Raw genomic sequence first — 13,871 nt, forward strand, 5'->3', positions numbered from 1 at the left:
CAGACGACACGACGCCAACAGAGGGAAAACAATCATGCGTGCTTGCTTTTTTTGACCTCCCGATGTCAGGCTGAGGCGGTCGGCAGGGCGGCGTGGCCGTCCACGAGGAGGTGGCACGTGGCGGGAGCGAGCGCGGTCCTGCGGGACCTGGACGGCGAGAGCGAGGAGGTCGACGCCCTCGTGGCCGACCTGGACCCGCCGCGATGGTCGCTACCGACGCCCGCGCCGGGGTGGACGATCGCCCACCAGATCGCGCACCTGGTGTGGACCGACGCCAAGACGTTGATCGCCGTCCGCACGCCGGACGCGTTCGCCGAGGAGGTCGCCTCCGCGTTGGCCGGGGGCGGGAACTACGTCGACGAGGGAGCCGAAGCCGGCGCCCGGACACCACCCGACCGGTTGCTGGAGACGTGGCGGCGACAGCGCCGGGAGCTCGGCGAGGCGCTGCGCGCGGTGCCCTCCGGCACGCGACTGCCGTGGTTCGGCCCGCCGATGAGCGCGGCGTCGATGGCCTCGGCCCGCCTGATGGAGACGTGGGCCCACGGCCAGGACATCGCCGACGCCCTCGGCGTGCGCCGCGCGCCGACGGGCAGGCTGTGGCACGTCGCCCGGCTCGGGGTGCGCACCCGCGACTTCGCCTTCGGCGTGCGCGGGCTGGCGGCGCCGACCGAGGAGTTCCGGGTGGAGCTCACCGCGCCCGACGGCGACACCTGGACGTTCGGGCCGGAGGACGCGGCGCAGCGCGTCACCGGAAGTGCCCACCACTTCTGCCTGCTCGTCACCCAACGGGTGCACAGGGCCGACACCGACCTTCGCGCCGACGGTGAGCAGGCCACGGCGTGGCTGGACATCGCGCAGGCCTTCGCCGGTCCGCCGGGGCCCGGCCGCGCCCGCGAGGGGACCCGGCAGTGATCCGCATCGGCAACGCCTCCGGTTTCTACGGTGACCGGTTCTCGGCCGTGCGCGAGATGCTCACCGGCGGCCCGCTCGACGTGCTGACCGGCGACTACCTGGCCGAACTCACGATGCTCATCCTCGGCAGGGACCGGTTGAGAGACCCCGCGCGCGGCTACGCCACCACGTTCCTGCGGCAGCTGGAGGAGTGCCTCGGACTGGCCGTCGACGCGGGCGTGACGGTGGTGGCCAACGCAGGCGGCCTCAACCCCGCGGGCTTGGCCGAGGCGCTGTGTGAGCTCGCGCAGCGGGTCGGGGTGACCGTGAAGGTCGCCCACGTCGAGGGCGACGACCTGGTCGCCCGGGCGGAGGAACTCGGCCTGGGCACACCCGTGACGGCCAACGCCTACCTCGGCGCGTTCGGGATCGCCGAAAGCCTGCGGGCGGGCGCCGACGTGGTGGTGACCGGGCGGGTCACGGACGCCTCGCTCGTCGTCGGTCCCGCCGCGGCGCACTTCGGCTGGACGCCCGCCGACCACGACGCGCTCGCCGGTACCGTGGTCGCCGGTCACGTGCTCGAATGCGGTGCGCAGGCCACGGGCGGAAACTACGCGTTCTTCACCGAACACCCGCGCGGCCTCCCCGGCTTTCCGGTCGCGGAGATCGCCGAGGACGGCTCCAGCGTCATCACCAAGCACGACGGCACCGGAGGCGCCGTCACCGTCGGCACGGTCACGGCGCAGTTGCTGTACGAGATCGCGGGCCCGCGCTACGCCGGACCCGACGTCACGGCGCGCTTCGACAGCATCCGGCTCGAACAGGACGGACCCGACCGCGTACGGGTGAGCGGAGTGCGCGGGGAACCGCCTCCCCCGCGGCTGAAGGTGGGCTGCACGACCCTCGGCGGGTACCGCAACGAGGTGACGTTCGTCCTCACCGGACTCGACGTCGAGGCCAAGGCCCAGTGGGTGCGGCACCAGCTCACCGAGGCGCTGGGTGAGGCCCCCCCACGTTCGGTCCGGTGGACGCTGGCCCGCACCGACCACGCCGACGCCGACACCGAGGAGACGGCGAGCGCGTTGCTGCACTGCGCGGTCCGCGACGACGACGCCGACGTGGTGGGGCGCGCGTTCAGCGGTGCGGCGGTCGAGCTGGGCCTGTCCAGCTACCCGGGTTTCCATCTCACCGCGCCGCCGGGAAAAGCGGCTCCGTACGGCGTGTTCGGCGACGCCTTCGTGGACGCGGCCACCGTGCCGCACGTCGCCGTGCTTCCCGACGGGACCAGGATGGACATCGCCCCGCCCGCGTCGAGGAGGGAACTCACCGAGGTGCCCGAGCCCCCGCTGCCCGCGCCGTTGCCCGACGGGCCGAGCCGGCGTGTGCCGCTGGGCACGGTCGCGGGCGCTCGCAGCGGTGACAAGGGCGGCAGCGCGAACATCGGCGTGTGGGTGCGTTCCCCCGAGGCGTGGCGCTGGCTCGCTCACACGCTCACCGTCGACGCGGTACGGACGCTGCTGCCCGAGGTGGCCGACCTGCCGGTGCGCCGGTACCTCCTGCCCAACCTGTGGGCGGTCAACGTCGTCGTCGACGGAATCCTCGGCGAGGGAGTGGCCTCGCGAGCCCGGTTCGACCCGCAGGGCAAGGCGCTGGGCGAGTGGCTGCGCAGTCGCCTCGTCGACGTTCCGGAGGTGCTGCTGTGACCCCGACCGACCCCTTCGCCACCCCCGAACGCGGGATGCTGCGTGAGACGGTGCGGCGATTCGTGACCACCGAGGTGCTGCCGTACCTGGACGACTGGGAACGGGAGGGCGAGCTGCCCCGCACGCTCCACAGCAAGGCGGCGGGGCTCGGGCTGCTCGGGCTGTCGTTCCCGGAGAGTGTCGGCGGCTCCGGCGGTGACGTCCTCGACGTCGTCACGGTCGTCGAGGAAGCCCACTACGCGGGTGCGTCGGGCGGTGTGATCGCGGCGCTGTTCACCGGCGGCATCGCCCTGCCGCACATCGTCGCGGCGGGCGACACCGAGCAGATCGACCGGTGGGTGCGGCCCACTCTGGCCGGCCGCACCGTCGGGGCACTCGCCGTCACCGAGCCGGACGGCGGTTCGGACGTCTCGGCCCTGCGCACCACCGCCGTCCGCGACGGCGACCACTACGTCGTCAACGGGGCGAAGACCTTCATCACGTCGGGCTGTCGGGCCGACTTCGTCACCACCGCGGTGCGCACCGGTGAGCAGGGCGCCCACGGCCTGTCGCTGCTCGTGGTCGAGAAGGGCACGCCGGGCTTCACGGTGAGCCGCAGGCTGGAGAAGCTGGGCTGGCACTGCTCCGACACGGCCGAGCTGTCGTTCAGCGATGTCCGGGTACCCGTCCGGCACCGGGTGGGAGCCGAGAACAGCGCGTTCACCCAGCTCGCGACACAGTTCGTCACCGAACGGCTCACGCTGGCCGTGCAGGCGTACGCGACGGCGCAGCGCGCCCTGGACCTCACCGTGGAGTGGTGCCGCCTGCGGGAGACGTTCGGCAGGCCGCTGATCTCCCGGCAGACCGTGCAGCACACGCTCGCGGAGATGGCCCGCCGGGTCGACGTCGCCCGCTCCTACGTGCGGCAGGTGGCGGTGCGGCACGCGGCCGGCGAGGAGGTCGTCGCACAGACGTGCTTCGCCAAGAACACGGCCGTCGAGGCGGGAGCCTGGGTGGTGGACAAGGCCGTCCAGTTGCACGGCGGGCTCGGTTACCTTCGGGAGTCCGAAGTGGAACGGCACTACCGGGACGTGCGGATCCTGGGTATCGGGGGTGGCACGTCGGAGATCATGACGCAACTGGCCGCCAAGCGACTGGGGTACGCCGCATGACGATCCTGAAGTCGGGCGTGGACACCACGGAACCGCGCCACACCGCCTACCGCGAGGCGATGCTCGCCAGGCTCGCCGAGATCGAGGCCGAGCACGCCAAGGCCGTCGCGGGTGGAGGGCAGAAGTACGTCGAGCGGCACCGCCGCCGCGGCAAGCTGCTCGTGCGGGAGCGCATCGAGCTGCTCCTCGACCCCGACTCCCCGTTCCTCGAACTCTCCCCGCTGGCGGGTTGGGGCAGCGACTACCCGGTGGGTGCCAGCGTGGTGACCGGGATCGGGGTCGTCGAGGGCGTCGAATGCCTCGTCGTCGGCAACGACCCCACGGTGCGCGGCGGCGCGAGCAACCCGTGGACCGTGCGCAAGATCTTCCGGGCGTGCGACATCGCGTTGGAGAACCGGCTGCCCGTGATCAACCTCGTCGAGTCGGGTGGGGCGGACCTGCCCAGCCAGAAGGAGATCTTCATTCCGGGTGGGCGGCTGTTCCGCGACCTCACCCGGCTGTCGGCGGCCGGAATCCCCACGATCGCGCTCGTGTTCGGCAACTCCACGGCCGGTGGCGCGTACGTGCCCGGAATGTCCGACCACGTCGTGATGGTCGAGGAGCGGTCCAAGGTGTTCCTCGGCGGTCCGCCTTTGGTGAAGATGGCCACCGGAGAGGTCTCCGACGACGAGTCGCTCGGGGGTGCGGCCATGCACGCGCGTACCTCCGGCCTGGCCGACCACCTGGCGCGCGACGAGGTCGACGCCATCCGGATCGGCAGGAACATCGTGAAGCGGCTGAACTGGCGTAAGCGCGGTCCCGCGCCCGCCGTCGTGGCACCGCCGCGCTATGACCCCGAGGAACTGCTGGGCATCGTGCCTGACGACCTCAAGGTGCCGTTCGACCCGAGGGACGTGCTCGCCAGGGTGGTGGACGACTCGGACTTCGACGAGTTCAAACCGCTCTACGGCGCCAGCCTGGTCACGGGCTGGGCCCGCATCCACGGCTACCCCGTCGGGGTGCTCGCCAACGCCCAGGGCGTGCTGTTCAGCGAGGAGTCCCAGAAGGCCGCGCAGTTCATCCAGCTCGCCAACCAGGTGAGCACCCCGCTCGTGTTCCTCCACAACACCACGGGGTACATGGTCGGGAGGGACTACGAACAGGGCGGCATCATCAAGCACGGCGCCATGATGATCAACGCCGTGTCGAACAGCCGGGTGCCGCACTTGTCCGTCCTCATGGGAGCGTCCTACGGAGCCGGGCACTACGGTATGTGCGGCCGCGCGTACGACCCCCGGTTCCTGTTCGCGTGGCCGAGCGCGAAGTCGGCGGTGATGGGGCCCGCGCAGCTCGCCGGGGTGCTGTCCATCGTGGCGCGCAACGCGGCACAGGCGCGGGGCCAGGACTACGACGAGGATGCCGACGCGGCGCTGCGCGCGGCGGTCGAGGCGCAGGTGGAGGCGGAGTCGCTGCCGCTGTTTCTGTCCGGCCGTCTCTACGACGACGGCGTGATCGACCCCAGGGACACGCGCACGGTGCTCGGTCTGTGCCTGTCGGCCGTGCATTCCCAGACCGTCCAGGGTGCCTCGTTCGACGGCACCGGCTTCGGCGTCTTCCGGATGTGAGGTTGTCGTGATCACGAATCTGCTGGTCGCCAACCGTGGCGAGATCGCACTCCGGATCTTCCGTACGTGCCGTGAGTGGGGTGTCGGCACCGTCGCCGTGCATTCCGACCCGGATGCGAACGCGCTGCACGTCGCCGCCGCGGACGCCGCCGTCCGCCTGCCCGGGGCCGCTCCGGCCGACACGTACCTGCGGGTGGACGCGGTGGTGTCGGCCGCGCTCGCCGCGGGCGCGGACGCGGTCCACCCCGGATACGGTTTCCTGTCCGAGAACGCGGAGTTCGCCCGCGCCGTGCTCGACGCGGGCCTGGTGTGGGTGGGGCCGTCGCCGGAGAGCATCGCGCTCATGGGCTCGAAGACCGAGTCCAAGCGCGTGGTGGCCGCCGCCGGAGTGCCCGTGCTGGCCGAGCTCGACCCGGAGAGCCTCACCGAGGAAGACCTGCCCGTGCTGGTGAAGGCGTCGGCGGGCGGGGGTGGTCGTGGCATGCGTGTGGTCCGCGACCGGGCCGAGGCCGCCGAGGCCGTGGCGGCGGCCCGTGCCGAGGCCGCGTCGGCGTTCGGGGACTCGGCCGTGTTCTGTGAACGCTTCCTCGAACGCGGCAGACACATCGAGGTGCAGGTGCTGGCCGACACCCACGGCACCGTGTGGGCCGTCGGGGAACGCGAGTGCTCCATCCAGCGCAGGCACCAGAAGGTGGTGGAGGAAGCTCCGTCCGGTGTGGACGAAGGACTGCGGCAGCGGCTGTTCGAGGCCGCGCGTGAGGTGTGCCGGGTCACCGACTACGTCGGCGCGGGCACCGTGGAGTTCCTCGTCACCGACGACGGCGAGTTCTTCTTCCTGGAGATGAACACGCGCTTGCAGGTGGAGCACCCCGTCACCGAATGCGTCACCGGGCTCGACCTCGTGGCGTGGCAGCTGCGGATCGCCGAGGGGCAGGCTCTGCAGGGCGAGCCGCCGCGACCCCGGGGCCACGCGATCGAGGCCCGCCTCTACGCCGAGGACCCGCGCTCCGACTGGCGTCCCGGCAGCGGGACGCTGCACCGGTTCGCGGTGCGGGACGTGCGGGCGGAGTTCACGGTGCCCGATCGCTACGGAATCCGGCTCGACAGCGGTGTCGCCGACGGCACCGAGGTGAGTGTGCACTACGACCCGATGCTCGCCAAGGTGATCGCCTGGGGCCCGGACCGCACCTCGGCGGCGCGGATGCTCGCCGGGACACTCGCCTCGGCCCGCGTGCACGGGCCCGTGACCAACCGCGACCTGCTGGTGGCCGTGCTGCGGCACCCCGACTTCCTCGCCGGCGACACCCACACGGACTTCCTCACCCGGCATGCCGACCGCGTGCTCGACGCGGGGCCCGGCGAGGCGGGCGCGCGGCTGTCGGTACTGGCCGCCGCGCTGGCGGACGCGGAGCACAACCGAACGCACGCCCGGGTGCTCGGGTCGCTCCCCGGCGGCTGGCGCAACGTGCCGTCGGCCCCGCAGGTGAAGACGTACCGGCACGACGGCACCGACCGCTCCGTCCGCTACAGCGCCACCCGCACCGGTCCGGTGCTGGAGGAACACCCGGAGGTCACCGTGGTGGCCGTGACGCCGGAGCGGGTGCTGCTGTCGTGTGACGGCGTGCGCCGCACGTTCCACGTGACTCGCCATCCCGGTCTGGTCGTGGTGGACTCCCCGCTGGGTTCGGTGAGCCTCGCACCCGTGCCGCGCTTCACCGACCCGGCCGCCGAACTCGCCGAGGGTTCGCTCGTGGCGCCCATGCCCGGCACGGTGGTGCGCCTGGCCGTGTCCGTCGGTGACGAGGTGCGGGCGGGACAGCCGCTGTTGTGGCTGGAGGCGATGAAGATGGAGCACCGTGTCACCGCACCCGCCGACGGCGTGGTCACCGAGCTCGCCGTGGCCGAGGGCGCTCAGGTGGAGCAGGGTGCGGTCATGGCCGTCGTCACCGCAGGGGAAGCCACCGACGTCGGGGCAGTCGAGACAACGGAGGAGTCAGCGTGACCTTCACCGAACCCGCCGAACGGTCGGCGCTGCGCGAAGCCGTGGCCGAGCTCGCGGCGAAGTACGGCCACGAGTACTACCTGGAGAAGGCCCGCGGCGGCGGACACACCAGCGAACTCTGGGACGAGGCGGGCAGGCTCGGCTACCTCGGCGTGTCCGTGCCGGAGGAGTACGGCGGCGGGGGTGCGGGCATCGGCGAGCTGGCGGCCGTGTGCGAGGAGTTCTGCGCTGCGGGTACCCCGATGCTGCTCATGGTCGTCTCACCCGCGATCTGCGCGACGGTGATCGCGCGGTTCGGCACCGACGAGCAGAAGTCCCGCTGGCTTCCCGGGTTCGCCACCGGAGTGGTGCGGATGTCCTTCGCCATCACCGAACCCGACGCCGGGTCGAACGCCCACCGCATCACCACCACGGCCCGCCGCGACGGCGATGACTGGATCCTGAGTGGACGCAAGGTTTTCATCTCCGGAGTGGACGAGGCGGACGCGGTGCTCGTGGTGGGCCGCACCTCCGACGCCCGCACGGGCAGGCTCAAGCCCGCGTTGTTCGTCGTGCCCACCGACACGCCGGGCTTCGAGTACCGGGCCATCCCGATGGATCTCGTGTCGGCCGACAAGCAGTTCGAGCTGCTCCTCGACGACGTGCGGCTGCCCGGTGACGCCCTTGTGGGAAGCCAGGACGCGGCGATCGCGCAGCTGTTCGCGGGGCTGAACCCGGAACGGATCATGGGGGCGGCGTTCTCCGCAGGCATCGCGCGTTACGCCCTGGACAAGGCGGTGACCTACGCCAGGCAGCGCAGCGTGTTCGGGGTACCCATCGGATCGCACCAGGGGCTGGCCCACCCACTGGCCGAGGTGAAGATCGAACTGGAACTGGCGAGGCTCATGACCCAGAAGGCCGCCGCGATCTACGACTCGGGTGACGACGCCGCGGCGGGTGAGGCCGCCAACATGGCCAAGTACGCCGGGGCCGAGGTGGCCGTGCGTGCCGTCGACCAGGCCGTGCAGGTGCACGGCGGCAACGGACTGGCCTCCGAGTACGGTCTTGGCACGATGCTGGCCGCGGTGCGGGTGGGCAGGATCGCCCCGGTGAGCCGGGAGATGGTCCTGAACTACGTGGCCCAGCACAGTCTGGGACTTCCCAAGTCCTACTGAAGTCCGGGACTTCCGAAGTCCTACCGACCCGTGATTCGAACGAGGAGTTGTCCGTGACCGACCTGTCAGGCAAGACCATCATCATGTCCGGCGGCAGCCGCGGCATCGGCGAGGCCATCGCCGTGCGCGCGGCGCGCGACGGCGCCAACGTGGCGTTGCTCGCCAAGACCGCCGATCCGCACCCCAAGCTGCCCGGCACCATCCACACGGCGGCGAAGGCCATCGAGTCCGCGGGCGGCCACGCGCTGCCGATCGTGGGTGACATCCGTGACGACGAGACCGTGGTGCGGGCGGTCGAGAGCGCCGTCGAGCAGTTCGGCGGCGTGGACATCGTGGTGAACAACGCGAGCGCCATCGACCTCACGCCGTCCGAGGTCATCCCCATGAAGCGCTACGACCTCATGCAGGACATCAACGCGCGCGGCTCGTTCCTGTTGTCGCGCACGGCGATCCCGCACCTGCGCCGCTCGGACAACCCGCACATCCTGACGTTGTCGCCGCCGATCCGGCTGGAGGAGAAGTGGTTCACCGGCGGCCACCTCGCCTACAGCATCGCGAAGTACTCGATGAGCCTGGTCACCGTGGGGCTCGCCGCGGAGCTGAAGGACGCCGGGGTGGCCGTGAACTCGTTGTGGCCGCGCACCACCATCGACACCGCGGCCATCCGCAACGTGGTCGGTTCGGAACTGTCGAGCCGGTCGCGCACACCGGAGATCATGGCCGACGCGGCGTACGCGGTGCTCACGAAGCCGAGCCGCGAGCTCACGGGGCGGTTCCTCATCGACGACGAGGTGCTGGCCGCCGAGGGCGTCACGGACTTCTCCCGCTACCGGCTCGCCGAGCGCGAGGAGGACCTGCAACTCGACTTCTGGGTCGAGCCCGCCGACGGCACCGATGGCGCGTGAACCCCGGCAGGAGCGCAGCCGGACGACCCGCCGTCGGCTGATCGACGCCACCGTGGAGTGTCTGGCCGAACTCGGCTGGACCGGCACCACGGTGGGTGTCGTCGCCGAACGGGCGGGTGTGTCCCGGGGCGCGGCCCAGCACCACTTCCCGACGCGGGAGGACCTCGTGGTGGCCACCGTCGAGTTCCTCACCGAGGAACAGATCACCGAGGTCCGGCGGCGGGCCGAGACCCTGCCGCAGGGCCGGGGCCGCGCCGAACCGGTGGCGCGCATGCTCCTGAACCTCTACACGGGGGCGAAGTTCCGGGCCGCGCTGCACCTGTGGGTGGCGGCGTCCACCGACGACGCACTGCGGGCCGTGCTGGCCCCGCTGGAGGCGAAGGTGGGCCGGGAGTCGCACCGCGTGGCCGTCGACCTGCTCGGCGCGGACGAGTCCCGGCCGGGCGTGCGCGAGACCGTGCAGGCGACCCTCGACCTCGCCCGTGGCCTCGGGCTGGCGGACCTGCTCAGCGACGACTCGAAACGCCGGCAGCGCCTGGTACGCCAGTGGGCGAAGGTGCTCGAACCCATCGTCGGGGAGGGTGGAGACCGACCCGTACCGTGAGTGCGGTCTCGGCGCGTGTGGCGGCGGGTCGGGTCTCCGTGTGGACCAGGTCACGTGCCCCAGTGTCCGGGGCGATCGCTCCTCTGAGCTGGAAGGTCTCACCTGCTTCCAACAGCAGGTGCCGTGCCGCTGCTTCTCCAGGTCTTCGCGGGACCTCACACCGCGTCGAGGACGTCCAGCAGGCGGATCACCTCGGCGGTCATCGCGGCGCGACCCGCGCCGAGGTACTTGCGGGGATCCACCACCTCGGGCCGCTCGGCGAGATAGGCGCGTACCGCGTCGGTGAACGCGTGGTTGAGGTGCGTGGCGATGTTGATTTTCGTCATGCCCGCCCGCACCGCTGCGGTCAGTGTCTCGTCGGGCACGCCCGACGACCCGTGCAGCACCAGCGGCACGTCCAGAGCCTCCCGGAGTTCGGTGATGCGGTCGAGGTCGAGGCTGGCCGTGCGTTCGGTCATCGCGTGCGAGGAGCCCACGGCCACGGCGAGTGAGTCCACCCCGGTGTCGCGGACGAACGCCACGGCCTCCTTGGGATCGGTCCGCACGCCCGGCGCGTGGACGCCGTCCTTGCCCCCGACCTCGCCGAGTTCCGCCTCCACCGTGACGCCGACGGCGTGCGCCTCGGCCACGACCTCGGCCGTGTTCGCGACGTTGTCCTCGTAGGGCAGGGCGGAGGCGTCGAACATCACCGACGTGAACCCCAGATCGAGCGCCTCACGGACGAGCGTCCGGTCGTCGGCGTGGTCGAGATGCAGTACGAGCGGCGCCGTGGAGGCCTCGGCGACGGCGATCACCGCCTTCGCCAGCGGTGTCAGCGCGCCGTGGTAGCGCACGGCGTTCTGGCTGATCTGGAGCACGATCGTGCGTCCCGCCGCTTCCGCCGCCGTCGCGTACGACTCCGCGTGTTCGAGCTGGATCACGTTGAACGCCGCCAGCCCACGCCGTTCGGTGTGGGCTCGCCGCAGCGCCGCGTGTGGGGTGACCAGAGGCACTGTTCACTCTCCCGACAGGACGATCGAGCGGGTCAGGTTGCGGGGCCGGTCGGGGTCGAGTCCCTTCGACAGCGCGTACTCCACGGCGAACCGCTGGCAGCGCACCAGCGTGAGCTGCGGGTCCTCGTCGAACCACAGCGCCAGCGCTCCCGTGGCCTCCACCTCGGCCACGAGGCCGTCCGGCCGCTCGCCGAGGAACACCACGGCCGAGTCGGAGTCGGAGATGGCTTTCGGACCGTGGCGGTAGTCCATGGCCGGGTACGACTCGGTCCAGGCGATGGCCGCCTCACGTGCCTTGAGCGCGGCCTCGTGGGCGAGCCCGACACTCCAGCCCCGGCCGAGGAACGTGAACTGGGTGCGCTCCAGCAGCGCCTCGGGCACGGGCCAGTGCACCACCTCGTCCGCGGCGGCGGCCAGCGACTCGGTGTCGTCACCCAGCCCGGCGCGCAACAGGGTCAGCGCGGAGGTGGCGAACCGGGTCTGCACCACCGACCGCTCGTCGGCGAACGGCAACACGACGACGTCGTCGGCGGCACCGCGGCCGGGAGACTCCGGGTCGCCGATCACGGCGAGCGTGCGCACCCGGCCTCGCAGCGTGCCCAGCAGGTCCAGCACCTCCGTCGTGGTTCCCGACCGCGAGATGGCCACGACGAGGTCGTAGTCACGCTCGACCGGGAACTCGCTCGCCGCGAAGGCGTCGGTCACGCCGTGTCCGAGGCTCTCCCGGCGCACGGCGTACGCCTGGGCGACGAACCAGCTCGTACCGCAGCCGACGACGGCGACCCGCAGACCGCGGGCGGGCAGCGGGGCCGAGGCGGCGAGTGCCGCGGCCTGACGCCAGGCGTGGGGCTGACTGGCGATCTCCTCGGAGACGAGGGGAGTGGTCACTGTTCGCTCCTTTGTCGAAACGGGTGGCCTGGGGTGCGGTGAGGGCGCTCGGCAGGTCTTCGCGCCTCGTCCGCGTACGCGGCGACTATCGGGTCGAGGTCGGCTTCGGCGGCCTGCCAACCGAGGAGCGCCGCGCCCCACGACCCGGCGGACCCACCGAGCGCGGCGGGCACGATCCGCGGGTCGGGGTGCACGGTGAGCCGTGCGCGGACCTGCTCCCGCAGCGGTGTGAGCAGGGCGTCGCCCGCGTGCACCAGGCCGCCGCCGACGACGACGTGCGCGGCGCCGGTCACCCGGACCAGGTCGGCGACCAGCGCGGAGAGCACCTCGACGGCGTCGTCCCACACGCGGCGGGCGAGAAGGTCGCCGTCGAGGGCACGGGCGAGGACGTCCCGGGCACCGTCGACGGCCACACCGGAGGCCGCGGTGTAGCGGCGGGCGATCGCGGCGGCCGAGGCGACGGTCTCGGCGCAGCCGCGCCCGCCGCACACACACGCCTCCCCGTCGGCGGCGCCACCGTGGCCGATCTCGCCCGCGTAGCCGCCCGAGCTCACCATCCGCCCGTCGAGCAGCAGCGCGGCGGCCAGACCGGTACCCACCGACACGTACACCTGGTCCGCCACGCCCCGGCCCGCACCGAGCCGCCACTCCGCCGTCGCTCCGGTGCGCACGTCGTGGCCGAACCCCACCGGCAGGCCGGTGTGCGCCCGGAGACGCCGCGCCACGGGCAGCTCACGCCATCCGAGGTTCTCCGAGTGCACGCACACCCCCCGCCGCTCGTCGACGGTGCCGGGGACGGCGACACCGACGCCCACCGCGGTGTGTGTCGCGGGTATGGCTGCCAGCGCGGCGTCCACCGTGTCCAGCACGCCCCGGAAGGCGCGCTCGGGGCCGTCCGCCGCGCGCGTGGGGGAGCTGCCCTGCCGGAGCACGCCCGTGTGGTCGGCGACGAGCCACTTGACGAACGTTCCGCCCACGTCGAGGGCGACGACGGCGGGCCGGTGCGGTGCCGGTGCGCTGGTGTCGAGTGCGTCGGACACGCCCCACCTACTTGACGCTTCCGGCGGTGAGTCCCGCCACGAGTCGTTTCTCGATCCCGGCGAACAACAGCACCACCGGCACGATCGCCACGATGGAGACGCCGAACACGTACTGCCACGCCGAGTCGTACTGGCCGACGAACTTGGTGAGCGCCACCGACAGCGGTTGGTTCTCCGCTGACGTGAGGATCACCAGCGAGGCGGCGAACTCGTTCCACGCGGCGACGAACGTGAAGATGACGGCCGTGACGATGCCGGGCCACACGAGCGGCAACGTGACGCGGAAGAACACCGTCCACCGGCTCGCGCCGTCGATCTGCGCGGCCTCGTCGAGTTCCTTCGGGATCGAGGCGAAGAACGAGTGCATGATCCAGGTGGCGAACGACATGTTGAACGCCGCGTTGATGAGGATCATCGCGAGCCACGTGTCCTGGATGCCCCACGACAGCACCTGCCGGAACAACCCGGCGACCAGCACGGCAGGCTGCAGCATCTGGGTGATCAGCACGCAGAACAGGAAGGCCAGCCTGCCGGGGAAACGGAACCGGGCCGTGTAGTACGCGGCGGGCGTGGCCACCGCCAGTGTCAGCAGCGTGGCGCAGCCCGCGATGACGAGGGTCGAGGTCAGGTTGTCGGGCAGCGGCGTCTCCGGAGTGGACCACATGGAGACGTAGTTGTCCGGATGCCACTCCTCCGGCAGGTACGTCGGCGGAACGCGGAGGATCTCGGGCCGCGACTTGAACGAGCCGACGAGCATCACCACGTAGGGCAGCAGGAAGACCAGCGCGACGACGGCGCCCGCGACCATCCGCAGCGGGGTCGAGCCGCGCGCACCGGGTGCTTCCTGGACCCGCCGGGCGCGCCGCCGGGACATCCGCCGGGCGGTCGGGGAATCCGGTGCCCCGGCCGGGGCGGTGGTGTCGGCAACAGTGCTCAT

The 13,871-nt window shown here is 71.9% G+C and carries 12 protein-coding genes; 8 read left to right on the top strand and 4 right to left on the bottom strand.

The genetic code is table 11. The features are described 5' to 3' along the window. The first annotated feature begins 117 nt into the window (after positions 1 to 117). Genes SACCYDRAFT_RS09860 through SACCYDRAFT_RS09895 form a run of 8 tightly spaced genes read left to right on the top strand, consistent with a single transcriptional unit; the run spans position 118 to position 10,014 of the window. Positions 118 to 912 carry a TIGR03084 family metal-binding protein gene (locus SACCYDRAFT_RS09860; protein ID WP_005455820.1) on the top strand — a complete coding sequence of 265 codons (795 nt, stop codon included), beginning with the start codon at positions 118 to 120 and terminating at the stop codon, positions 910 to 912. Continuing rightward, on the top strand, positions 909 to 2,594 hold the full coding sequence (locus tag SACCYDRAFT_RS09865) for an acyclic terpene utilization AtuA family protein (protein ID WP_005455822.1): 1,686 nt from the start codon (positions 909 to 911) through the stop codon (positions 2,592 to 2,594). Before SACCYDRAFT_RS09860 ends, SACCYDRAFT_RS09865 begins: the two co-directional genes overlap by 4 nt. Next, positions 2,591 to 3,745 carry an acyl-CoA dehydrogenase family protein gene (locus SACCYDRAFT_RS09870; RefSeq protein WP_005455824.1) on the top strand — a complete coding sequence of 385 codons (1,155 nt, stop codon included), beginning with the start codon at positions 2,591 to 2,593 and terminating at the stop codon, positions 3,743 to 3,745. The genes SACCYDRAFT_RS09865 and SACCYDRAFT_RS09870 overlap by 4 nt, the downstream gene beginning before the upstream one ends. Then, the gene (locus SACCYDRAFT_RS09875; RefSeq protein ID WP_005455826.1) at positions 3,742 to 5,349 is read left to right on the top strand and encodes an acyl-CoA carboxylase subunit beta; all 1,608 of its coding nucleotides are present in this window, start codon (positions 3,742 to 3,744) and stop codon (positions 5,347 to 5,349) included. Before SACCYDRAFT_RS09870 ends, SACCYDRAFT_RS09875 begins: the two co-directional genes overlap by 4 nt. Positions 5,350 to 5,356: 7 nt before the next feature. Continuing rightward, a complete protein-coding gene (locus SACCYDRAFT_RS09880; RefSeq protein ID WP_005455827.1) occupies positions 5,357 to 7,351 on the top strand; it encodes an ATP-binding protein in 1,995 nt (664 codons plus the stop codon). Continuing rightward, positions 7,348 to 8,505, top strand: coding sequence for an acyl-CoA dehydrogenase family protein (locus SACCYDRAFT_RS09885; protein ID WP_005455829.1), 1,158 nt, complete (start codon positions 7,348 to 7,350; stop codon positions 8,503 to 8,505). Before SACCYDRAFT_RS09880 ends, SACCYDRAFT_RS09885 begins: the two co-directional genes overlap by 4 nt. Before the next feature lie 53 nt (positions 8,506 to 8,558). After that, positions 8,559 to 9,410: an SDR family oxidoreductase gene (locus SACCYDRAFT_RS09890; RefSeq protein ID WP_005455831.1), complete on the top strand. Its 852-nt coding sequence runs from the start codon at positions 8,559 to 8,561 to the stop codon at positions 9,408 to 9,410. Further along, complete coding sequence (locus SACCYDRAFT_RS09895; RefSeq protein ID WP_005455833.1) at positions 9,400 to 10,014, top strand: TetR/AcrR family transcriptional regulator; 615 nt, start codon at positions 9,400 to 9,402, stop codon at positions 10,012 to 10,014. Before SACCYDRAFT_RS09890 ends, SACCYDRAFT_RS09895 begins: the two co-directional genes overlap by 11 nt. 155 nt (positions 10,015 to 10,169) lie before the next feature. Here the strand turns inward: SACCYDRAFT_RS09895 and SACCYDRAFT_RS09900 are convergent, their stop codons facing one another. The 4 genes from SACCYDRAFT_RS09900 to SACCYDRAFT_RS09915 are packed head-to-tail and all read right to left on the bottom strand — an operon-like array spanning position 10,170 to position 13,871. Next, positions 10,170 to 11,006: a class II fructose-bisphosphate aldolase gene (locus SACCYDRAFT_RS09900; protein ID WP_005455834.1), complete on the bottom strand. Its 837-nt coding sequence runs from the start codon at positions 11,004 to 11,006 to the stop codon at positions 10,170 to 10,172. A gap of 3 nt (positions 11,007 to 11,009) precedes the next feature. Continuing rightward, on the bottom strand, positions 11,010 to 11,894 hold the full coding sequence (locus SACCYDRAFT_RS09905) for an SIS domain-containing protein (protein WP_005455835.1): 885 nt from the start codon (positions 11,892 to 11,894) through the stop codon (positions 11,010 to 11,012). Continuing rightward, positions 11,891 to 12,934 carry an ROK family protein gene (locus SACCYDRAFT_RS09910; protein ID WP_005455836.1) on the bottom strand — a complete coding sequence of 348 codons (1,044 nt, stop codon included), beginning with the start codon at positions 12,932 to 12,934 and terminating at the stop codon, positions 11,891 to 11,893. The genes SACCYDRAFT_RS09905 and SACCYDRAFT_RS09910 overlap by 4 nt, the downstream gene beginning before the upstream one ends. A 7-nt stretch (positions 12,935 to 12,941) precedes the next feature. Beyond that, entirely contained in the window at positions 12,942 to 13,871 is a 930-nt protein-coding gene (locus tag SACCYDRAFT_RS09915; RefSeq protein ID WP_005455837.1) for a carbohydrate ABC transporter permease, read from the bottom strand.

This window comes from Saccharomonospora cyanea NA-134 (genome assembly GCF_000244975.1).
GTDB classification, from domain to species: domain Bacteria; phylum Actinomycetota; class Actinomycetes; order Mycobacteriales; family Pseudonocardiaceae; genus Saccharomonospora; species Saccharomonospora cyanea.